This window comes from Ruegeria sp. AO1 (genome assembly GCF_056535985.1).
In genome coordinates, this window is record NZ_JBQFJC010000002.1 from 136,742 (window position 1) to 156,386 (window position 19,645).

The window sequence follows — 19,645 nt, forward strand, 5'->3', positions numbered from 1 at the left end:
AGTGGGGAAACAGAAGCGGGCGGTTGCAACCAGATTCCCCAATCCTGGCGTTCGCTGCGGCTCGAGCGAACTGGAAAAACGCGGACGAAGCCAATATTCGCATTGTCTGTCCGAATGTCAGCTAACTTTCGCAGACCGCCCTTATAGTCCCGAACGGCGGCAGGTTGAAATGAGTTGTGCGTGCCTCATCACAACTCGTTCTACTCGGTGTTTAATTTTGTAGAGAATCTAACCCTCACCGCGTCATCTCAGGCAGTTTAATCCTTTGGATCTTACCGGATGGGCCTTTCGGCAATTCTTCCAGTAAATAAACCGTGTCTGGAGATTTAAACACGCCGAGCCTTTGGACACAAATCTCGACAAGTTGTTCGGACGACAACGTGGAGCCATCACACAATTTAACGGCCGCCTCCACACGCTCACCATAAGTTTTGCACGGGCGAGCAAAAGCAGCGGCTTCAATTACGTCAGGATGCGAATACAGTGCTTCGTCGATTTCACGAGGGGCAATGTTTTCCCCGCCCTTGATAATCAGTTCCTTCAGTCGACCGGTGACAAAGAAATAACCGTCGTTGTCGAAATGGCCCAAGTCACCTGTTCGAAGCCACCCGTCCGAGGTGAAGGTTTCGGCGGTTGCGTCGGGGTTCTTGAGATACTCGCGCATGACGTTTGGTCCACGCACAGCGATCTCGCCTTGCAGATGAGGTGGTAGAGGAGTCAGATCAGGCGACAGGATGCATGCCTCATTGCCAAACGCCTTGCCCGGTGAGCCAATTTTGCGAATGCCCGGCGGCAATGGGTTCGATAGTATCTGGGCGGCGGTTTCGGTCAGGCCCATGGTTTCAACAATCGGCACTTCGAAACGGGCTTCGAATGCTGTTTGCACATCGGGTGCAAGCGGGGATGACGCTGAACGGCCGAAGCGTAACCGATCCCGGGTGTTGGACGCCGGGGTTAGGTCAGAGTGGAGCAGGTGCGAGATGATTGTCGGTACGACAGAGAACCATGTCGCCTTCGCCTCTTCGCACTGGTCCCAAAACTTGCTAGTTGAAAACTTCTCGGCCACCGCCAATGATCCGCCAGAGACCAATGCGCTTATGACCGTTACGCACAAGCCGTTGATGTGGTAAATTGGCAATACGCAGAGACCGCGATCGCTTGGCGTCAACCTGTGGGCCACGGTTGGCGTCCAACCGCCTGCCAACAAGCTCGCGTGGCTGTGCACGACACCTTTGGGGCGTCCGGTTGTCCCCGATGTGTACATGAGCAGTGCGTCGTCTGCAGGCTCAAGCCGGTGCAATACCGGGGCTTTGTTGTCACCGGCTTCTGTGAGCCGAGACATTCTCGTCGGGCTCACCCTTTCGAACAAATTGACCTGGGCCTCGCCGACAAGTGCAATGCGCGCTTCGCAGTGATCCAGCGCATATCCTATAGCCTCGTCCCCCGCGACGAGGTTGATCACCGTCGCACGGAACCCGCCGTAAAGCACTCCGTAAAGGCATTCGATTGCTTTGCGACCGTTTGGCTGCAGTATTGCGACGCTCGTCCCTTTATTCAATCCCAACGCCGTCAATTGTCGCGCAAGTTGTTTTGCTTTGCGCCGCAAATCCGACCAGGTCAGCGCAGGCTCGCCGTCAAAAAACAAATAGGCGTCGAGATCACAGTCGGTGCTTGCACGGTCATCTAGCCAGTCGCGGACGGTACCGTTTGGCGGCGTATGATCATCCACCTTCATTCCCCTGCTTCCGCCCAGTAATCTGCGAAGATGTCTTCGACGGTGGGTTCGATAGGCGGAATTTCCCGAACGATCTTGGTGGTTTGGATGAAGTGCTTCCAATGCAGGTTCTCATCAATCGCATTGCCCCCCCAACTGCCGCAACCCATCGAAAGCGAGAAAGGCATGCCGTTGTTGAATGAGCCACCGGTTGCGAAAGTGTGCGCCTGATTGACGATGACACGGCAGGTTGGCATCAAGGCACCCAATGCCACCGCACGCACGTCATCTGCGGTGTGAATGCCGATGGAATGTCCTGCCCCTTGATAGTCCAGAATGCGCGCCGCGATAGCTCGCGCTTCCTCGTAGTCCTTCGCGCGGTAAAGCGCGGCAACGCGGCTTAGCTTTTCGCCGGACAGCGGATAGTCCGGGCCGATGCCTTTGGTTTCGACCGCAAGAAACTTTGTGTCTTCGGGTACCTGATCAGACAGACCTAACGCCGCAATCATCTTGTCGGCATCCTGCGCGATAACTTCTCGGTTCAGATGGCCGTCGTGCCAAAGCTTCGAAACAATCTGAGCTTCGTCTTCCACCAGCGCCCCACCTTCATTGGCGAGCGCCGCAATGAAACCCTCATAGATCGCGTCCACAACGATCATCGAGTTTTCAGACGAACAAGAAGTTGCGTTGTCGAACGTCTTGGAAGCGGTAATTTTCTGAGCAGCAGCCTTCAGGTCGGCGGTCTCGTCAACGATAACCGTAACGTTGCCCGCGCCCACGGCCACAGCGGGTGTACCGCAGGTCTGGGCACGATGGACATTGTTCTGGCTGCCCGTGCAAATCACCCGGTCGCACAGCTCCATCATGGCCTGAGTTTTGTCCTTGGAGCCGGGTGCTGGGACCATCTGAACCAGATCATGATTCAGCCCCAGCTTGTCAAACTCGGCATGAACGTTGGACAAAAGCAACTCGCAGCTGGCCACACCTTTAGGCGAAGGGGCAACAACCACTGCGTTGCCACATTTCAATGCGTTAATGATGTTGTTGGCAGGCGTGGCAGCAGGGTTGGTCGAGGGCACCACAGCGCCCACCACCCCGATGGGGCGCGCGATTTCGGTGATGCCGGTGGAGGCGTCGTTGCTGATAATCCCGTGCGTTTTCACGCCCTTGATGTCGCGCATCAAGCCAAGTGTCTTGCGATGGTTCTTGATGATCTTGTCGGGCACGTTGCCAAGCCCGGTTGTCGCGACCGCAAGTTCGGCCAAAGCCCGATTGCGAGAAGGCTCCATAATCGCCCAAGCGGCAGCTTCGGCAGCGCGGTCATAGCGCCTTTGGTCGGCTCCCGTCTCGTAAGCTTTCTGAGCGGCGCGCGCTCGAGCCACAACCTTGCTCAATTGAGCAATATCATCATGTGCATTCATCGCGAAACTCCTATCGAAGAGGATAGGGCTCGTGTCGCCCTATCCAGTACTCTGCCACTCGCTAAAGACCTGCCAGAAGTTCTTTCAGAGTTTCCTGACGCGCAGCCCACATTTCCTGAACCTCTTGACGGGTCATGATGTGCATGGGCGAACCGCCTGCTTTCATTTTGCCCGCCACACGCGAGTTCTTGAACATCTCGGGCACGGTTGCGGCCAGTTTGTCGATGACCTCTGGCGGCGTGCCTTTGGGCACCATGACACCGCGGAAGTTTACGCTGGCGTTGTCGATGTCAAAGCCCTGCTCTTTTAACGTCGGAACGTCAGGCAGGAACTCATTGCGTTCCAGATCAAACACGCCAAGGATTTTGACGTTGCCCGCTTCCTGCGCACGGAATGCGTCTGATAGATTATTCACGCCGCCCATGACGTCACCCGCTATCACGGCTTTCATTGCTGCCGCACCGCCGCCTTTGGTCGGGATGTATGCCATTTTAACATCTGCTTCCTTCTCAAGTTGCAAAGCCGCAATGTGGTGTCCAACAAACAGACCTGCCCCAGAGAACGTCAGTTTCCCGGGGTTTTCCTTGGCGTAGGTGACCACGTCCTCCATGGAGTTGAAGGGGCTGTCCTTGGCCACCACAAATACCGCAGGGTCAGCGCCCCAGTTGGCGATCGGTTCGAAGCTGTCCGCCGAGTATTCGACACCGCCCTTAATCGACTGCGCAATGAAATGCGGAATGTTGTATGCCCCGAGCGTATAGCCATCAGCCTCGGCCTGGGTTGCAAACCAGTTCCAGCCAACCCGCCCACCAGCGCCGGGTTTGTTGATGATCGCAATGGGCATGCCAAGCGCATCTTCATTGCCTGCCGTCATGGTGACAATGCGGGCCTGGAAGTCAGTGGCCCCGCCAGCACCATAGCTGACCATCATCATGATGGGGCGTTCCGGGTAATCCTCGGCGGTGGCCAGGCCACCGGTCAGGGACATTAGCGCCAATGCAGCGCCTGCCAGTAAATGTTTCATGTTAGATCCTCCCTTGGATTTTGATCGCCGCTTTGCGCGGTCTTTTTCAGAAAAATATCTCTCGTGGTGTGTAGACTTTGAGCAGCAGCGCGAAGAGCCCGTACATCACCGCCAGAAACCCAGCGGTGATGATCACGCGCTTGACCCAGGTTTTGGCCTCGTCATGCGGCGCCGGGTCGTAGAAGCTGAGGAGCAAAAAGAACGTGATCGTACCCGCTGTGTAGAAACCCAACGCCTTGGCAGCCCAGAAGATGTAGACAAGCGCGATGGTCAGGCCTGGCAGAAGCCACACGAAATCTTTGCGCGAAACGCCATCTCCAACCTTTGTCCAACCAAGGATCGCTTTGACGAATGTCCACAATGCCAAGACGACGAAGACGGTCGAAATCAAACGCGGAAACAGGAAGGCTTCGGCAGGCTGTTGCGTATAGCTTACCCATGCCACCCACATCCCGACCGCCGCAATAATGCCGGACGCTACAATGTGTTGAATGCGTGGAAGGCTGATCTGGCTCATCCCATGACCTCCTCTTTAGAGATGTAGCGACGGCTGCGAAGTTCCATCCAGACCGAATAAGCAATTGATGCAATCACGATGGCAATCAGGACGATGTTCAGCGTGCCAGTCAGGAAATAGCTCGCCATTCCGTCTGTAGCGCCGGCAATCATTGACCCTTGGATGAAATTTGCTTCGGCAATCGGGCCAAGGATCAGGCCAAGTACCAGCGGCGCGGCAGAGAAGCCGAAGCGTTCAAGGAAGTACATCATAACGCCCAACGCGGCCATGACGTAGACGTCACCCATGCTGGACTGGACCGAGTAGCTGCCAAAGACGGCGAGCCCCAGAACAACGGCCGCCATGACGCTTTGCGGCACTTGTGCAACCCGGGCGGCAAGGCCAGCCACATAAAGGCCGAAGATGCACATGAGCACCTGACCGATCAGCATCGAGTTGATAAAGGTCCACGCCACATCCGGGTGATTGTCAAAGAGATCAGTGCCGGGAAAAATTCCGTGGATCAGCAGACCACCCAGCAGCACTGCTGCTGTGGGCGAACCAGGGATCGAAAGCGTCAGTAGTGGCACGAGGCTTGGGCCGACCATGGCGTTGTTCGCGCTTTCTGCTGCGATCACACCTTCACTGTGACCCTTGCCAAATTTATCGCGTTCCGGGCTGAACTTTTTGGTTTGGTCATAGGCGACAAGACCAGCGATTTGACCTCCGACGCCTGGAATAAGCCCAATGACCGAACCTGTGATGGTACCAATGCTAAGGGCGCGAGGGCGGCGCAGAAGCTCGCGCACCGCATCCATGATCGAATGTTTCTCGACCTCGATCAATTCGGCATTTGCTGCGTTGCGGCCTTTTGCGAACATGGTCAGCACCTGGGGAATGGCAAACAACCCGATGAGAGCCGCAATGATATTGATACCGCCGCCCAATGCTGGGTGAAAGATAAACCGCTGCGCGCCCATGATGTCGTCAAATCCGATGGTCGCGAGCCAGAGGCCGATGCAACCGGACAAAAGGCCCTTAACCACCGAAGCGCTGTCCAGCGAACCGATGACAGTGACGCCAAGGATGGCGAGCCAGAACAGATGGCTGGGACCGAATGCCAGCGCCCACTGCGCCAGAACGGGTGTCAGGAAGATCAACAGCAGAACACCAATCACGCCCCCGACTGCTGAAGCTAGAAAGCTTAGCTGCAACGCCTGCGCCCCCTTGCCTTGCTTGGCCATGGTGTGACCGTCCAACGTCGTGGCGATGTTGGCAGGTGCGCCGGGAATTTTAAGAAGGATGGCGCTGACCGCCCCACCTGCCACTGTGGATGTATAGGCCGCCCCCAAAAGGATCAGTCCCTGAACGGGCGCCAGGTGGAAGGTGAAGGGGATTAAAAGGGCCACTGCCATTGTCGGTGATAATCCGGGGGTTGCCCCCAAAATCAGGCCACCAATCGTTCCCAAAAGCAGCAAGCCAAAAGAGATCGGTGTGAAGACATCTCCGAAGTAATAAAGGAATTCCAAAGTTCCACCTGATGGTTTTCTCACGTTGACATCACAGGTTAAGAGATGAAAATAGTTTTGCAAATGTTTTCATTTTTCAGCCGATGAAGTGTGAATAATGGCTCGAAAACAAAAAGATAAACCTGATATCGTCGCTGTTGCGAAAGCGGCAGGGGTGTCCATCTCGACGGTCTCGCGAAGCTTCAATCACCCTGATCTTCTCAAACCGGCGACTCGCAAGAAGATCGATCGAGCGGTGCAGAAACTGGGCTATATTCGCAATCGCGCGGCGCAGGTGATGCATGGGCGTCGCAGTGGCACAATCGGACTGGTCGTGCCAACAATTGACAACGCGATCTTTGCCGAATTGATCCAGTCCTTCTCTGATGGGCTCGATCAGTACGGTTTCACGATGCTTATTGCATCTCACGGTTTCGATTTGGATCGCGAATACAAAATGCTGCGCAAACTGATGGAACACCGTGTCGATGGGCTGGCGCTTATCGGGTTGGAACACTCAGAGGCCTCCCATCAACTGATCGAACAGCAGGGGGTGCCAACTGTTGCAATCTGGAACTATGCCGACGACGCACGATTGTCTTGCGTAGGGGTTCAGAATTCAGAGGCTGGCCGCTTAGCCGCGTGTCACCTGCTGGATCTCGGCCACCGCGACATCGGCCTTGTCTTTCCTGACCTTGCTGGAAACGACCGAGCTCACGATCGTTTGCACGGTGCTCTTTCAGAGCTGCGGCGGAAAAAGATCGAGGTGCCTGAAAAATGGCAACTGCAAGCCCCCTACAGCATTGCGGACTCAAAACGCGCTAGCCTATCATTGTTGGGTAGGTCTCCGCGCCCCAGTGCCATTTTGTGCGGTAACGACATTATTGCTCAAGGCGTGCTTTATGCCGCGAAACACTTGGGCATTGCTGTGCCTGGAGAACTTTCAATAATGGGGATTGGCGATTTCAAAGGATCGGGAGAATTCGAACCGTCACTCTCCACCATCCGCATCCCGGCCAAACGAATTGGAGCTTTGGCCGCAAAGGAAATAGCGGACGCCGTTACTGGAAAAAGCACGGGTCCAACGGCGACAAAGCACGAACTCAGTGTATTGGTTCGGGATTCCACCGCAACGCCCCCAGGAATGGCAAACACCTGAAACGGTCCTGGACATCTTGGCGAATACAGCTTGCCACTTGGAGCGATCGTTGGTTGTGCCAAGCGAATTACTTCTAAGGTCCGCTGCTCCGAGATTGCCAGACATTCGTACAGATAGCAGCAATTGTTGAAATGGGCTCATTCCAACACTTTCGCTGCGCGCTGCGCCAACGGCTGCTAAGCCGCGGACATGTATCTTATGTGATTGCCCGGGACCTCTGTCGCGACAACGTTTTAGCGCTTCGCCAATCGCCGGAATTTCCGAGAATTCCGCACCCTGTCGAAAAAGGGGGGGCATCACCCGCATGGGGTGATAAGCACCCTTTTTCAACTATATCCGCCGACCGCCGCAACTTCCTCAACGCGCCGGGTCAGGTCGGGGCAGGGTTCAACACCAGAGTATTCGCGAAGTACATGATCGGTAGTTTGAATACTCAGAACAATTCCACTTGCAGCGGTGTTCTAACGATCCGAGGCACAGACGAAATGGAGAACTTTGCTGTGAGTGACATAAGAAAAATACATTCGAAGCATCCAAAACCTAATTGATGTGTTGCTTGAGGCTGCGATTGAATATCGCTGCGGTGTCGTTGCCGATGGTGAAGACGGTGGTTCCACTGATCGCAGCACAAACACTGAGAAACTCTTTCGAACTTCGAATATCCGTTTTTCTGATCTGTGGCAGAAACCTCGGCAATCGGACGTCGATACCGCTCTAGTGAGGGCCCATCTTTTTCCAGACGTCGGCGCTTAGCCTCTACACCGGCCCGCGCTTCTGAGACCCATTTCGCTCGATCGTTCATTTATCTAACCCGCGTTTGAACTTTCCGTTGCCGTCCATCTCAACTTCGATGCCGCGATGCCGAAGATCGGCGTAGAACACAACAGCTTCTGAACTCGGATATGCCATCTTCGCTATGAGCTCGCCCGCCCAGATTTCGTGTTACCGTGCCATGCAGCTATGATACTTTAAACGTCATGGCGAAGCCATACGGACATAGTGCAACCAGGGAATTATGCACACGTGCATTCTTATAGTAGGGGGTTAGATGACGGTATTAGAAATCGCGCTGAACATCGCAGGTGTCGGCGCGACAATCGCCGGGTTCGTCTATATACGTCATCTGCTCGAGACCGCTGGACGGGGTCGGATTAAAGATCCTGATCTCGTATCCGAGTTCCGAGAATCAGCACCGTATCATTTGCTGAATGAACTGGTGTCTGGCTAATGAACCTCTTCATTGTTTTTGCACCTTCGAGCTCGAGCCTCTCCGGTCTTGGCCGATTGAAGTCGGTCTGGCTTAGCTTGAGCGGCTGTAGGTTTTTGTAAAGGCCTGGCTGGTTTGCACGCCTAGTATATGGGGCTCATCTGACAGGGGATCTAAGTCCGAAGAGATCCATAGTCTACGCTGCTCTACGATACTTAGTTCCTGGTAAGACGTCGATGTCGCTAGCGAGTGGCTGCTGGATATCGCCAAGGAAGATACACTGATTTCTGACGCGCCGGAGTTCGATCGACGTTAGCTTGATCGCCTCCTCGGGCGATCGGGCCCACGGATCTAGAGTCTTGAACAACCTGAACAGAAAAGCGTGGTCAGCTGATCTGCTAAGGAAACATCATAAGATACTCTGGTCTCAATGGAGTCAGGGGAAGGATTGATCTCTCATAGGCGAAAGCACAAGGGGCAACTTTTGGAAAAGACATGAAAAAAATTGAATGGTTATCCGATCTGCAACAGTCGCATGCCATGTCGCCCAATCACGAGTTACCAGATAAACAGACTGAGATGACCAATCTATTGGATTCCGCGTTGGAGACGATACTCAAGATTGGTGAGGCCTTTTCAGAAAGCGAACTCGCCCAAGCGGATGAAAATGGAAGATTCCAAGCCTAGTGCTGCGCGTTGACGCTTTTTGTGTCAATCGATTGAGTGCGAACCAACCATTGGTCTGATGTTCCTGCGATCCGGATCTTAAGTTCTGCCAGATGTTCGGATGAGCGTATAGAGACGCGCAAACTGATCATTCACCTGACCCTGCTTTGTGAGGTCCTGTGATTTGTCAGTTAGTTTTCCTTTTTCTTGCAATCTTACAGTTGCGCCATCTGCGCGATGTGGCCGCCAATAAGACCACGTTCAAAAAAGTTGAATTTTTTCCGAAATCGATTTCCGGAAAATCCAAACACACCAACTTTCTTCCTGCAGCAAAGCGCATGTCTTTGCAATCACCCTAACCACTTGTATACACGGAGGAAATCGATGGGTAACCCAAGCACGTCAAAGTTCGTTTTGTTCGATGAGGCACAACTGAACATTCAATCGGGCGCAACGCTCGATGAAATTACAAACGCACTGTATGATCTAATCTATGATGAGATCGCTCCCTATGACGATTTGGGCGATGAATCGATCGAACTCGAATGGATCGCGTCGGAACGTCTCGATACGTCAAAGCATCTGGGCTGGGGTTCGCATCCTGAATCGTCCGAAGAGAACGATGATTGGACAGCTTCGTTCACCAAAATTCTTGCCGATTGCACCAGTCTGCCAGCACCCCTCGTAGACGCTTATGTGAAATCAGGCAAAAAAGCCGAAATCGGATATTGGCTGCGACATAACCTGGAGACTGGCGCAAGTTTCCGCCAGGGCCTCAGCAGACCTCACGAAGACACTTTGATGACACTTGAGCGCGCCCGTGTCCCGGGGTTTGTTCCCGGCAGTTGTTACTATGATAGCAGGTCCGAAGATCCATGTGACGCACGTTCGAAGGATTTCGGCGATGGGCGACGTATCCTCGTCGAAATGAAAGTAAATTGGAGTTGGTGAACCCTGACCTCAAAGCACCGCCGTAATGCAGTATCAGTGGCGCTACTGAAACCGCCGGCGAGAATGTACTCGGCTAGTTCTTCCTACGCCTCGATTCTTTGGAGCTGGGGTCATTCGACCCCGGTTTTAGGAGGCCGCCTGAGATAGAAACTTACGCCGAAACATTGGGCGACCTACATGGGGAATATACTCTTTTTATTTAACATAATTTTGCCTCTGCGTTTTGAGTTGTTTTTCATAACCATCTGTCGGAATGCGTAAATAATGGGATGGAATTGTTGAGACTCGCCTCCCATTGAGTTCAACATCTTAGCGTTTTGCGCGTATTTATTGTTTCGATGGTCAGGCCAAACTTGTTCGAACAGGCCCTCTGTCAGAACAACGAAGGAAATTCTTCCTCCAAGTCTAAGCCAAGTAGGCCCCTTGGTAGCATGCTCAGTCAGATTAAATGCCGTGCATTTTGACAGTGCTACCGCCCCATCCAGCCCCCGTCGACGACAAGGATTTCACCGTTGACGAAGTCCGACGCGGCAGAGGCCAGAAAGACCACCGGTCCGGCAAAGTCATCAGGCGTACCCCAACGGCCCTGGGGTGTTCGTTCAAGGATCGACTTAGATCGGACCGGATCATCCCGCAGGGCTTGGGTGTTGTCGGTCGCGATGTAGCCAGGCGCGATCGCATTCACATTCACGCCCTGCCCGGCCCATTCGTTGGCCAAAGCCTTGGTCAGTTGTCCAATCCCACCTTTCGAAGCTGCATATCCCGGCACGGTAATACCGCCCTGAAATGTCAGCAGCGATGCAGTGAAGATGATCTTCCCAGAGCCGCGCGCCAGCATGTCCTTGCCGATCTCGCGAGACAGAACGAATTGCGAGGACAGGTTGACCTCAATCACTTCGTCCCACCAGTCGTCCGGGTGTTCGGCGGCTGGCTTGCGTTTGATCGTGCCGGCATTGTTGACAAGGATATCAGGGGTTTGTCCGTCGGCCCTCAACTGATCAATGAACCCATGCAGCGCGGAGCGGTCCGAGAAGTCGCATTGGTAAGCCCGAAACTGCGCCCCATCGCCGTGACGGCTTTTTCGACCTCCGAGCCGGACAGCTCGAGCGAGGCGGACACTCCGATGATATCGGCTCCGGCCGATGCCAATGCCTCGGCCATGCCGCGCCCGATGCCGCGTTTGCACCCAGTAACAAGGGCCGTCTTTCCCGTCAGGTCGAAACTTTGCAAAACACTCATGAACGCGGTCCTACTTCGATCAGGCTTTTCATTGCGGTTGGACTGCGATCCAGTGCTTCAAACGCGGCCTGAATGTCTGCCAGAGGGCTGACGCCAGTAATCACAACATCCGCGTCCACTCCGCCCGAGGCGACAACTGCGATGGCTTTCTCGTAATCCTCTGGCTCATAGACCCTAGCACCTATCAGTTGCAGCTCTCGCCAGAAGAACTGGAACAGGTCGATCTGGGGCTTTTGAGCATGGATCGCGACCATCACGATCCGGGCCCGCGTCGCGGCAACGGCGGTCATCGCATCAACACCGGGCTGCGTTCCCGATACCTCGAAAACCACATCCGCCCCTTTGTCGCCCGTGCGCGCGTTGATCGTGGCCACCAGATCGGTTTCGATTGGGTTGATCGTGTCAAAACCAAGCTTTTCGGCAATGGCCAAGCGGTTCGGATTCACTTCGGAAATCACGACGTTTCCGCCTGCGTCCCGCGCAACCATGGCAACCAGGATGCCGATCGGGCCGCCACCGATGACGACAACGTCCTCTCCAGATTGCAGGCTAGATAGCCGCACATCGTGGCAAGCAACGGCGACCGGCTCGATCAGCGCCGCGTGATCCATGCGCAAGTCATCCGGAAGAACGTGCAACGTGTGGGCCGGAACGGTCCAGATCTCTTGCATGGCGCCATCGGTGTCGAGGCCGAGAAACCTGAGGTTCTGGCAGATATGCTGATGCCCCGTTTACAGGCCGGGCATTCGCCGCAGTGATCAAGCGGTCGGACGACGACCTTTTGGCCGGGTTTTACCGTATCGACGCCCTCGCCCACCGCTTCTACGACACCTGACATCTCGTGCCCAATCACCCGGTTCAGGCCGACACGGGCATCCATGTTGCCGTGGTAGACGTGCATGTCCGTCCCGCAAATTCCACAATAGGCAACGCGAACTGCAACCTCGCTTGGGCTCGGAGCAGTCGCCCGGGCCTGTTCCACGGCAAAGCTTTTGTTGCCCCTGTAGTACGCCGCAGAGATCGTCTGGGTCGTCATGTATGCATCTCCCTGTGTTCCGCATTCAGTTTGTCCCAGTCGAATTCCACTCCGGTTCCCGGAGTATCCGGGGCTACGGCCAGACAGTCTTCCACAACCAGCGGACGGGTCGTGTACTGGTCTATCGGAAATGAGTGTACTTCCAGCCACCCCGCGTTGGGTTGCGCAGAAACAAGGCTGACGTGCAGTTCCTGCATCCCATGACTGCAAACCGGAATGCCGTGTTGTGCGCTTAGCGCGGCCACGCGCAGCCAGCCGGTTACCCCACCGCAGTTTGAGGCATCGGGCTGGATGAAACTCAGCTTCGCGTCATCAAAGGCGTATTCGAATTCGTGTATGGTGTGCAGGTTCTCACCCATAGCGAGGGGAACGCCCGTCGCTTCGACTATTCGGCCATAACCTTTGTAGTCGTCTGGAACAATCGGTTCCTCGAACCACAAAATATCGCAGTCGGCAAACCCTCTGGCAGCCACGATGGCCTCTTCGACGCTCATAGAGTAATTCGCATCGACCATGAAGAAACGGTCCGGGCCCAGCATCTCGCGCACTGCCCGGGCACGTGAAAGATCGTCGGCCAGGTCTGGTTGACCGACCTTGATCTTGACTGCGTTGAACCCTCGCGCAAGGTACCCTTCGGTCTGGCGCAGCAGTTTCTCTAACGAGAAATTCAGGTCGATCCCACCGGCGTAGGCCTTGCACCGTTTGGACGCTCCGCCGGCCATCTGCCACAATGGCGCATTTTGTGTTCTGCCCCGAATGTCCCACAATGCAATATCCACGGCCGAGATGGCAAACGAGGCGATCCCGCCCCGCGCGACGTAGTGCACATGCCACTGCATGGCATCGTATAGGCTTTCGATCTGTTCAGCGTCTTGTCCTACAAGGAACGGTGCCAGATCATGCTGGATCATCGCCAGGATGGCATGACCACCCTTGCCCCCCGTATAAGTATATCCGACCCCCTCGACCCCATCCGAGGTTTGAATAGTAACTGTGATCAGTTGAAAAAACGTGTGATCCCCATGTTTGGCATCGACTAGGACTTCGGCGAGCGGAACGTTGAACAGCCGCGCTGATACACTTTCTATGCGATTCATTGACCCAAGACCTTCTGCTGCCTGGCAATAACCCGAGACTGTAAAAGGATGACCGCAAATAGAAAGCCTCCACGAATTACCATCTGCCAATAGGCACTGAAACTGATGGTGCCCTGACCGTTTTCAAAGTTTAGAACGTTGAAGACCAGCCCCAGCAACAGCGCACCGGCCACCGTCGCAGGGATCGAACCCATCCCACCCGTCAACAAAGTGCCGCCCACCACGACGGACGCGATGGCCGATAATTCCCATCCGATGCCCTCAAGGGGTTGTCCGGCTCCAAAACCCGAGGCCAGAAAGACCCGGCGAGCCCCGCACAGCCGCCCGACAGCAGGTAAACGAAAGCCTTAGCGCGATTGACCTTCAGACCCATGAGGTTTGAGGCATCCTCGCTGCCACCAATCGCCAACACCGTTCGCCCGATGGTTGTTCTTTCCAACACCAGCCAAAGTACCAGCGTCAGTCCGGCCACGATGACGATTGCCCATGGAAACAGGCCGAACGCCTGCCCCATGCCAAGCTTGGTGAAGTTCGACCCCCAATCGACCGAAATTGTTTGGGCGTCCGAAATCACCAATGCCCCGCCTTTGGCGGCCAACATGGTCGCCAGTGTGGCGATGAAGGGCGGGATTCGAAGGATGATTATGCAAAAGGCGTTGATCGCCCCGAAACCAACCCCGGCAAGAACGGCCCCGGCAACGCAACCTGAATCCCGTATGGGCTGAGATAGGCCGCAACAACCGACGTAAAGGCCGCAACGGATCCTACCGACAGATCAATCCCGCCGGTCATGATCACGAAACACATGCCCAGTGCAATCGCGATGAACATCGCGTTGTAGTTCAAGAAAGACGAGAAATTGTAGGCGCTGCCAAAGTTTTCATAGCGCATCAACCCGAACAGGATCAAAGCCAGCAGTGCGAGCCACACCGTCACCGAAGCCGAATTGCGCCGAAGGTACTTTCGCAGGTCAAAAGCCGTTTCATCCAACATCAATCAAGCCCTCCGGAACTGTTGGACCCAAACGGCCAGGATAATGATGGCGGCTTTGGCGATTAGTGCGACTTCGTCTTCTACCCCGTTAGCCAATAGTGTATATTTGACCAATTGGATGATGACAGCACCCAGTATGGCACCAAAGATCGGCGCCCGCCCGCCTTGCAAAAGAGCTCCGCCAACAACCGCGGCTGCGATGGCATCAAGCTCCATCAGATTGCCGTTGCGCGCGGCGTCCGAGGCCGAGTTGATCGCAACCACAATCAGACCGGCCAGCCCCGCAAGCACCGCGCAGACGACATAGGCCCCGATCTTGACCCTTCGTACGGGACCACCCGACAGATAGGCAGCGCGTTCATTGCCACCAATCGCCAGCAGGTAGCGGCCCCATGTGGTTCTAGTGATCACCCAGTACAGAACACAGGCAATGGCCAGCGCCAGCCAACCCTGGAACGGCAAGCCAAGCACCTTGCCGGTTCCAAGATAACTGAATGACGGGTTTGAAAATGTCTGCAGGTTCCCATTCGTCAAAACCTGGGCAATACCGCGACCAGAGATGAAGAGAATGAGCGTTGCCACAATGGGCTGCACGTTCAATATGGCAACCATTACGCCGTTGAACACTCCGCATAACCCCGCGACGAACAGCGGCAGGACAATGGCCAAAGTGACGCCCAGCATCGGATTAGCGGCACCCAGATCCGACAGAAGATCAGCGGGGCCAGCGCCCCCGCCAGTGCCATGACCGCACCAACCGACAGATCGATGCCACCCGTGGCGATTACCAGCGTCATGCCCATGGCCACGATGGCGATCGTGGCAACCTGGCTGATATTCACAAACAGGGTCTGCAGTTGCAGGAAATTGGGAGTGAAAAACGCGTTGAACACCAGCAGGGCGACCAACGCGGCGATACCGCCATGAAAGCGGAAGGGCATCGACGCGACCCGTTGCGGCAACTTCATTGCGCGGTCCATGAACCAATTCCTTCTTCATGATGCGCAAGCGCGCCCACCAGTATGTTCTCGGTAATCCCGGGGTTGGTCAGTTCCTTGACCGAGCGCCCCTCGTGCATGACCACGATGCGGTCGGCGCCTTCCACCAATTCTTCGAATTCCGAACTGATGAGGACAACGCCAAACCCCTTCTCGACATAAGACCGAATGAACGATTGGATCTCTCGTTTGGCGCCGACATCCACGCCTCGGGTCGGCTCGTCGAGTATCAGGATGTCGGGCTGTGTCGCCAGCCAACGGGCAAGAAGCACCTTTTGCTGGTTGCCGCCGGACAACTCACGAATGGGTTGGTCCATATGCGCCGCCTTGATGCCCAGATCGTCGATGAAGGCATGAACGATCTCGCGCTCGCGGTCAAAGTCGATTTGACCACGACTGGCAAGTTTCGGCAGCAGGGCTAGCGTCATATTCTCGCGCACGGACATGTCAGGAATGATCCCTTCGGCCTTGCGATCTTCGGTTAGAAAACCAACCCCGGTTGCGATCGCGTCACCCGGTCCCGACGGTTGCCCGACCGCGCCGTGCAACTCGATCGCGCCGCTGCGGGCACCGTCCACTCCGAACAAGGCGCGCGCCGCCTCGGTCCGACCAGAGCCCAGCAACCCGCCCAGCCCAACGATCTCTCCGCGGTGGAGCGTGAGGTCGAAATGCGTCAGTCGCGGGCCTGTCGAAACAGAGTCAGCCCGCAAAACGATATCTCCTTTCTTGGCCTTGGCACCTGCAAAGTCGGTGAGCCCGTCTGCCGCGATCTCGTCCTTGTTGCGGCCAAGCATGTCCGCGATCATTTCCAGTTTGGTCGTGTCCTGGACGTTGCGCGTGCTGACGGTGCGGCCGTCTCGCATCGTTGTGACCCGATCGCAGATCTGGAACAGCTCATCGAGGAAATGCGAGACATAGAGAACGGACACGCCCTGTTTTTTCAACTCGCGCACCACACCGAACAAAACCTCTACCTCACTGGCATCCAGCGACGATGTGGGTTCGTCCATGATGACCAGCTTTGCGTCCAGCGAAACGGCCCGCGCGATCGCAACCAGCTGCTGGATCGCTGTCGAGAAGTTTCCCAGTGGCTCGGTCACGTCGATATCTATGCCAAAACGCCCAAGAACCTCGCGTGCGCGCCTGTTGCCCTCGCGCCAGTCAACCAGAAAGCCGAGGCGCTTGGGCTCGTAACCCATGATGATGTTCTCGGTCACTGACCGCAGCGGCACCAGGTTGAGCTCTTGATAGATCGTGGCAATTCCAGATTCCTGCGCTTCCCGCGGGGTGGAAATGCGGCTAGGCCCACGCGCCAAATGGACGTCCCCGGCATCCCGATCGTAAACTCCGGTCAGAACTTTGATCATCGTCGATTTGCCGGCACCGTTCTGGCCAATCAGCGCATGAACCTCGCCAGGTGCGATCTCCAGACTGGCCTGGCTCAGTGCCGGTACACCGGCAAAGGACTTTTCAATTCCCGACATCGAGACGAGCGCATTCATGAGATGTCTTCCTCCGATTGCTTGCAGGCGGCGCCGACCGCAGGCCAGCACCACCCACCAGGGAGAATCAATAGGCTTCGTCGATGTGATCGGCCGCATTATCCTTGGTAAAGATCCGATCTTCGACTTTCACCCATTCCGGGATCGTCTCGCCTGCTGCGTATTTCTTCATGACTTCACAAGCCAGAGGACCGAAGAAGGGCGAGCTTTCTACTGTGACGCCCATCTTGCCATCGATGATAGCCTGAAGCGCATCGCGTGTCCCGTCGATCGAAACTATAGTCACGTCCTCACCAGGCTTGCGGCCGGCCAGTTCCAGAGCCTGGATCGCGCCGATCGCCATTTCGTCATTGTGGGCGTAGACAACGTTCACGTCGGGATGCGCCTGCAACAGGGTCTCCATCACCTGACGACCCAAGTCGCGCGCAAAGTCACCAGTCTGAGAAGCCACGATCTCAAAGCGGTCATCCGCTGCAATCGCGTCGTCGAAACCCTTTTTGCGGTCATTTGCAGGTGATGAACCAGTTGTGCCTTCCAATTGGACGATGACACCCTTGTCGCCGTCAAAATTCTCGATCAGCCATTGCGCGGCCCGGTTGCCCTGATCAATGAAGTCCGACCCTAGGAATGCCACGAAATGTTCGCCCGGCTTGGCGACGGCTGGATCGACCGAGCGGTCCACCAGAAAGGTCGGAATGCCGGCGGCACGGGCCTTCATAACGGCCGGGATCAGCGGCTTTTCTTCCCGCGGGGGCAGGAACAGAACGTCGATGCCTTGAGCGATCATGCTGTCCACATCCGCAACCTGCTTGGCCGCAGATCCGGCCGCATCCGTCGCGATAAGATCCCAGCCGCAGGCCTCGGCCGTGTCATGGAAGGATTTAGTCTCGGCAATGCGCCACGGGTTGTTTGACTCCATCTGCGCAAAGCCGACCTTGTAGCGATCTTTCTGCTCAAGCGGCGGCAGATCCTGCGCCATCGCCGAGGTGCCCAACAGCGCACCTGCGACAACCGTCGAGATCAAAAGAGTTCTGCGTTTCATGGTTATTCCTCCTCCATTGGTGCGGTCGCCTCCGTTTTGACCGCGAGTTTTAGGTCATGCCCAATTCATGTAAGTCGTCTGTTTCCTCAGATAGCCGTCGAAACCATAAGCGCCGTCTTCGCCCCCAACCCCGGACAATCCCCAACCGGTGTGAAATCCTTGCACCGCCTCGCCGTTGGAACGGTTCAGGTACAGTTCGCCGAACTTCAAACGGTTCGGGGCCTCCATCAATCGCCGGTGTGACGCCGTAAAGAGATATGCAGACAGTCCGAATGATGTGTCATTCGCAAAGTCTATCGCTTGATCAAAATCTTCGACTCGCATTGCTGTCGCCACAGGGCCAAAAACCTCCTCTTGCATCGCGGCATTGCCGTTGTCTGAGACCTCAAGAACTGTCGGGGACATCCAGTGCCCCTTGTGGTGAGCGCCATCCGTCAGGGTCCCGCCTGCAAGATGAACCGCGGCGCCTTCGGCGATGCTGCGCTGGATAACCTCGGCGACCTTGGTCACTTCGGCTTTGCTGACTTTGGGCCCCAGATCGCAGTCTTCCATCGGATTCCCGATCGACAAAGCACGAGCCGCAGACACGAATTTTTCAAGAAACTGATCCGCAATCCCGCGATGCAGATACATACGCTCGTTACAGGTGCAAATCTGGCCGCAATTGGCAAACCGGGCTGCAATGGCAGCCGAAACGGCGGCGTCAATATCCGCATCCTCCATCACGATGAATGGCGCCTTACCGCCAAGCTCGAGCCGGACAACCTTGATCCGGTCGGCCGCGGCGCGAAAAATCTCTTTCCCGGCGCGTGTGCTGCCGGTCATCGTTATTAGTGACGTATCGGGGTGTTCGACCAACCGCTGCCCTACCACCGGCCCCTTGCCTGTCAGAACATTCAGCACACCGGGCGGAAACCCAACACTGTCAGCGAGCTCGGCGATAGCAAGACCGGAAAGCGGCGTGATTTCGTGCCCCAACAGAACAATGGTGTTGCCTGCGACCAGCGCAGGCCCGATTTTCCTGGCGGCCAATGCCAACGGATAGTTCCAGGCCGTCAACGCTACAACAACGCCATAAGGATGACGCCGGATCTGGATTTCCTCAGACTTGTTGTCCGATGCCACTATGTCACCTGAAATCCGCCGGGCCTCTTCAGCCGCATGGCAAAGAAAGGTAACGGCGGCATCCACTTCACCGCGGGCTTGCGAGATCGGCTTGCCTTGCTCGGCTGTGATCAGGGCAGCCAAACGACCGGCGTCCACCCTGATGGCCTCGGCGAGCTTCAGGACCAGCCGCGCTCGCTCGATTGCTGGGCGGGAGGACCAAGAGCCAAAAGCCCGATGGGCCGCCTCGACGGCCGCATCCGCATGAGCGGCGGCGCCATCTAGAACTCGCGCTACGATCTCTTCGTTAGCAGGGTTTTCGACGCAAACCTCGGCCGCATCAAAGTCGGTAAAGCGGCCATCGATAAACATCGAGTGACGTACGACTTGACCGAACTCCCCCACTACAGACCGCAATTTCGCCTCCCGCACGTTCCCGGCCAGACCACAATGGCGACCGCACCGCTGATCAAAACACTAATAGTATT

General features: G+C 55.9%; 18 protein-coding genes and 2 pseudogenes. 4 read left to right on the forward strand and 16 right to left on the reverse strand.

Annotated elements, in window-relative coordinates:
• Positions 1 to 235: 235 nt before the first annotated feature.
• The 5 genes from ACR3FB_RS18795 to ACR3FB_RS18815 form a co-directional block, all read right to left on the reverse strand.
• Entirely contained in the window at positions 236 to 1,735 is a 1,500-nt protein-coding gene (locus tag ACR3FB_RS18795) for an AMP-binding protein (RefSeq protein ID WP_480566677.1), read from the reverse strand.
• Positions 1,732 to 3,135 carry an acylating sulfoacetaldehyde dehydrogenase gene (sauS, locus tag ACR3FB_RS18800; protein ID WP_480566679.1) on the reverse strand — a complete coding sequence of 468 codons (1,404 nt, stop codon included), beginning with the start codon at positions 3,133 to 3,135 and terminating at the stop codon, positions 1,732 to 1,734. The genes ACR3FB_RS18795 and sauS overlap by 4 nt, the downstream gene beginning before the upstream one ends.
• A gap of 61 nt (positions 3,136 to 3,196) precedes the next feature.
• Positions 3,197 to 4,159: a tripartite tricarboxylate transporter substrate binding protein gene (locus ACR3FB_RS18805; RefSeq protein ID WP_480566681.1), complete on the reverse strand. Its 963-nt coding sequence runs from the start codon at positions 4,157 to 4,159 to the stop codon at positions 3,197 to 3,199.
• Between the two features lie 46 nt (positions 4,160 to 4,205).
• Complete coding sequence (locus tag ACR3FB_RS18810; RefSeq protein ID WP_480566683.1) at positions 4,206 to 4,676, reverse strand: tripartite tricarboxylate transporter TctB family protein; 471 nt, start codon at positions 4,674 to 4,676, stop codon at positions 4,206 to 4,208.
• On the reverse strand, positions 4,673 to 6,184 hold the full coding sequence (locus ACR3FB_RS18815) for a tripartite tricarboxylate transporter permease (RefSeq protein ID WP_480566856.1): 1,512 nt from the start codon (positions 6,182 to 6,184) through the stop codon (positions 4,673 to 4,675). Before ACR3FB_RS18815 ends, ACR3FB_RS18810 begins: the two co-directional genes overlap by 4 nt.
• A 97-nt stretch (positions 6,185 to 6,281) precedes the next feature.
• Between ACR3FB_RS18815 and ACR3FB_RS18820 the strand changes: the two genes are divergently transcribed.
• The 4 genes from ACR3FB_RS18820 to ACR3FB_RS18835 all read left to right on the forward strand — a co-directional run bounded on the left by ACR3FB_RS18820 (position 6,282) and on the right by ACR3FB_RS18835 (position 10,146).
• Positions 6,282 to 7,322, forward strand: a complete 1,041-nt coding sequence (locus ACR3FB_RS18820) for a LacI family DNA-binding transcriptional regulator (RefSeq protein WP_480566685.1) — start codon at positions 6,282 to 6,284, stop codon at positions 7,320 to 7,322.
• A gap of 1,048 nt (positions 7,323 to 8,370) precedes the next feature.
• Positions 8,371 to 8,550 carry a hypothetical protein gene (locus ACR3FB_RS18825; protein ID WP_480566687.1) on the forward strand — a complete coding sequence of 60 codons (180 nt, stop codon included), beginning with the start codon at positions 8,371 to 8,373 and terminating at the stop codon, positions 8,548 to 8,550.
• A gap of 474 nt (positions 8,551 to 9,024) precedes the next feature.
• Positions 9,025 to 9,216, forward strand: a complete 192-nt coding sequence (locus ACR3FB_RS18830; RefSeq protein WP_480566689.1) for a hypothetical protein — start codon at positions 9,025 to 9,027, stop codon at positions 9,214 to 9,216.
• A 363-nt stretch (positions 9,217 to 9,579) separates the two neighbouring features.
• Positions 9,580 to 10,146, forward strand: coding sequence for a hypothetical protein (locus ACR3FB_RS18835; protein ID WP_480566691.1), 567 nt, complete (start codon positions 9,580 to 9,582; stop codon positions 10,144 to 10,146).
• Between the two features lie 469 nt (positions 10,147 to 10,615).
• Here the strand turns inward: ACR3FB_RS18835 and ACR3FB_RS18840 are convergent.
• From ACR3FB_RS18840 to ACR3FB_RS18890, 11 genes and pseudogenes are all read right to left on the reverse strand, one after another.
• Positions 10,616 to 11,385, reverse strand: a pseudogene (locus ACR3FB_RS18840) (SDR family oxidoreductase).
• Positions 11,382 to 12,056: a zinc-dependent alcohol dehydrogenase gene (locus ACR3FB_RS18845; RefSeq protein WP_480566693.1), complete on the reverse strand. Its 675-nt coding sequence runs from the start codon at positions 12,054 to 12,056 to the stop codon at positions 11,382 to 11,384. The pseudogene ACR3FB_RS18840 and the gene ACR3FB_RS18845 overlap by 4 nt, the downstream one beginning before the upstream one ends.
• Positions 11,978 to 12,421 (reverse strand): alcohol dehydrogenase catalytic domain-containing protein, encoded by a 444-nt coding sequence (locus ACR3FB_RS18850; RefSeq protein ID WP_480566695.1) that lies wholly within the window; start codon positions 12,419 to 12,421, stop codon positions 11,978 to 11,980. Before ACR3FB_RS18850 ends, ACR3FB_RS18845 begins: the two co-directional genes overlap by 79 nt.
• Complete coding sequence (locus ACR3FB_RS18855; RefSeq protein ID WP_480566697.1) at positions 12,418 to 13,518, reverse strand: mandelate racemase/muconate lactonizing enzyme family protein; 1,101 nt, start codon at positions 13,516 to 13,518, stop codon at positions 12,418 to 12,420. Before ACR3FB_RS18855 ends, ACR3FB_RS18850 begins: the two co-directional genes overlap by 4 nt.
• Positions 13,515 to 14,236: pseudogene (locus tag ACR3FB_RS18860) on the reverse strand (ABC transporter permease). Before ACR3FB_RS18860 ends, ACR3FB_RS18855 begins: the two are co-directional and overlap by 4 nt.
• Positions 14,161 to 14,511 carry a hypothetical protein gene (locus ACR3FB_RS18865; RefSeq protein ID WP_480566699.1) on the reverse strand — a complete coding sequence of 117 codons (351 nt, stop codon included), beginning with the start codon at positions 14,509 to 14,511 and terminating at the stop codon, positions 14,161 to 14,163. The pseudogene ACR3FB_RS18860 and the gene ACR3FB_RS18865 overlap by 76 nt, the downstream one beginning before the upstream one ends.
• A 3-nt stretch (positions 14,512 to 14,514) precedes the next feature.
• Complete coding sequence (locus ACR3FB_RS18870) at positions 14,515 to 15,195, reverse strand: ABC transporter permease (protein WP_480566701.1); 681 nt, start codon at positions 15,193 to 15,195, stop codon at positions 14,515 to 14,517.
• Positions 15,123 to 15,491 carry a hypothetical protein gene (locus tag ACR3FB_RS18875; RefSeq protein ID WP_480566703.1) on the reverse strand — a complete coding sequence of 123 codons (369 nt, stop codon included), beginning with the start codon at positions 15,489 to 15,491 and terminating at the stop codon, positions 15,123 to 15,125. The genes ACR3FB_RS18870 and ACR3FB_RS18875 overlap by 73 nt, the downstream gene beginning before the upstream one ends.
• Positions 15,476 to 17,011, reverse strand: a complete 1,536-nt coding sequence (locus ACR3FB_RS18880) for a sugar ABC transporter ATP-binding protein (RefSeq protein ID WP_480527460.1) — start codon at positions 17,009 to 17,011, stop codon at positions 15,476 to 15,478. Before ACR3FB_RS18880 ends, ACR3FB_RS18875 begins: the two co-directional genes overlap by 16 nt.
• A gap of 67 nt (positions 17,012 to 17,078) precedes the next feature.
• Positions 17,079 to 18,053, reverse strand: a complete 975-nt coding sequence (locus ACR3FB_RS18885; protein ID WP_480566705.1) for an ABC transporter substrate-binding protein — start codon at positions 18,051 to 18,053, stop codon at positions 17,079 to 17,081.
• Between the two features lie 54 nt (positions 18,054 to 18,107).
• Positions 18,108 to 19,574, reverse strand: coding sequence for an aldehyde dehydrogenase family protein (locus ACR3FB_RS18890; protein WP_480566707.1), 1,467 nt, complete (start codon positions 19,572 to 19,574; stop codon positions 18,108 to 18,110).
• Positions 19,575 to 19,645: the final 71 nt, after the last annotated feature.

Coding starts and splice junctions, on each gene's coding strand:
- ACR3FB_RS18805 (WP_480566681.1), bottom strand. CDS start 4,159: ATGAAACATTTACTGGCAGGCGCTGCATTGGCGCTAATGTCCCTGACC.
- ACR3FB_RS18845 (WP_480566693.1), bottom strand. CDS start 12,056: ATGCAAGAGATCTGGACCGTTCCGGCCCACACGTTGCACGTTCTTCCG.
- ACR3FB_RS18875 (WP_480566703.1), bottom strand. CDS start 15,491: ATGGACCGCGCAATGAAGTTGCCGCAACGGGTCGCGTCGATGCCCTTC.
- ACR3FB_RS18855 (WP_480566697.1), bottom strand. CDS start 13,518: ATGAATCGCATAGAAAGTGTATCAGCGCGGCTGTTCAACGTTCCGCTC.
- ACR3FB_RS18825 (WP_480566687.1), top strand. CDS start 8,371: ATGACGGTATTAGAAATCGCGCTGAACATCGCAGGTGTCGGCGCGACA.
- ACR3FB_RS18835 (WP_480566691.1), top strand. CDS start 9,580: ATGGGTAACCCAAGCACGTCAAAGTTCGTTTTGTTCGATGAGGCACAA.
- ACR3FB_RS18885 (WP_480566705.1), bottom strand. CDS start 18,053: ATGAAACGCAGAACTCTTTTGATCTCGACGGTTGTCGCAGGTGCGCTG.
- ACR3FB_RS18880 (WP_480527460.1), bottom strand. CDS start 17,011: ATGAATGCGCTCGTCTCGATGTCGGGAATTGAAAAGTCCTTTGCCGGT.
- ACR3FB_RS18830 (WP_480566689.1), top strand. CDS start 9,025: ATGAAAAAAATTGAATGGTTATCCGATCTGCAACAGTCGCATGCCATG.
- ACR3FB_RS18870 (WP_480566701.1), bottom strand. CDS start 15,195: ATGCTGGGCGTCACTTTGGCCATTGTCCTGCCGCTGTTCGTCGCGGGG.
- sauS (WP_480566679.1), bottom strand. CDS start 3,135: ATGAATGCACATGATGATATTGCTCAATTGAGCAAGGTTGTGGCTCGA.
- ACR3FB_RS18795 (WP_480566677.1), bottom strand. CDS start 1,735: ATGAAGGTGGATGATCATACGCCGCCAAACGGTACCGTCCGCGACTGG.
- ACR3FB_RS18850 (WP_480566695.1), bottom strand. CDS start 12,421: ATGACGACCCAGACGATCTCTGCGGCGTACTACAGGGGCAACAAAAGC.
- ACR3FB_RS18810 (WP_480566683.1), bottom strand. CDS start 4,676: ATGAGCCAGATCAGCCTTCCACGCATTCAACACATTGTAGCGTCCGGC.
- ACR3FB_RS18865 (WP_480566699.1), bottom strand. CDS start 14,511: ATGTTGGATGAAACGGCTTTTGACCTGCGAAAGTACCTTCGGCGCAAT.
- ACR3FB_RS18820 (WP_480566685.1), top strand. CDS start 6,282: ATGGCTCGAAAACAAAAAGATAAACCTGATATCGTCGCTGTTGCGAAA.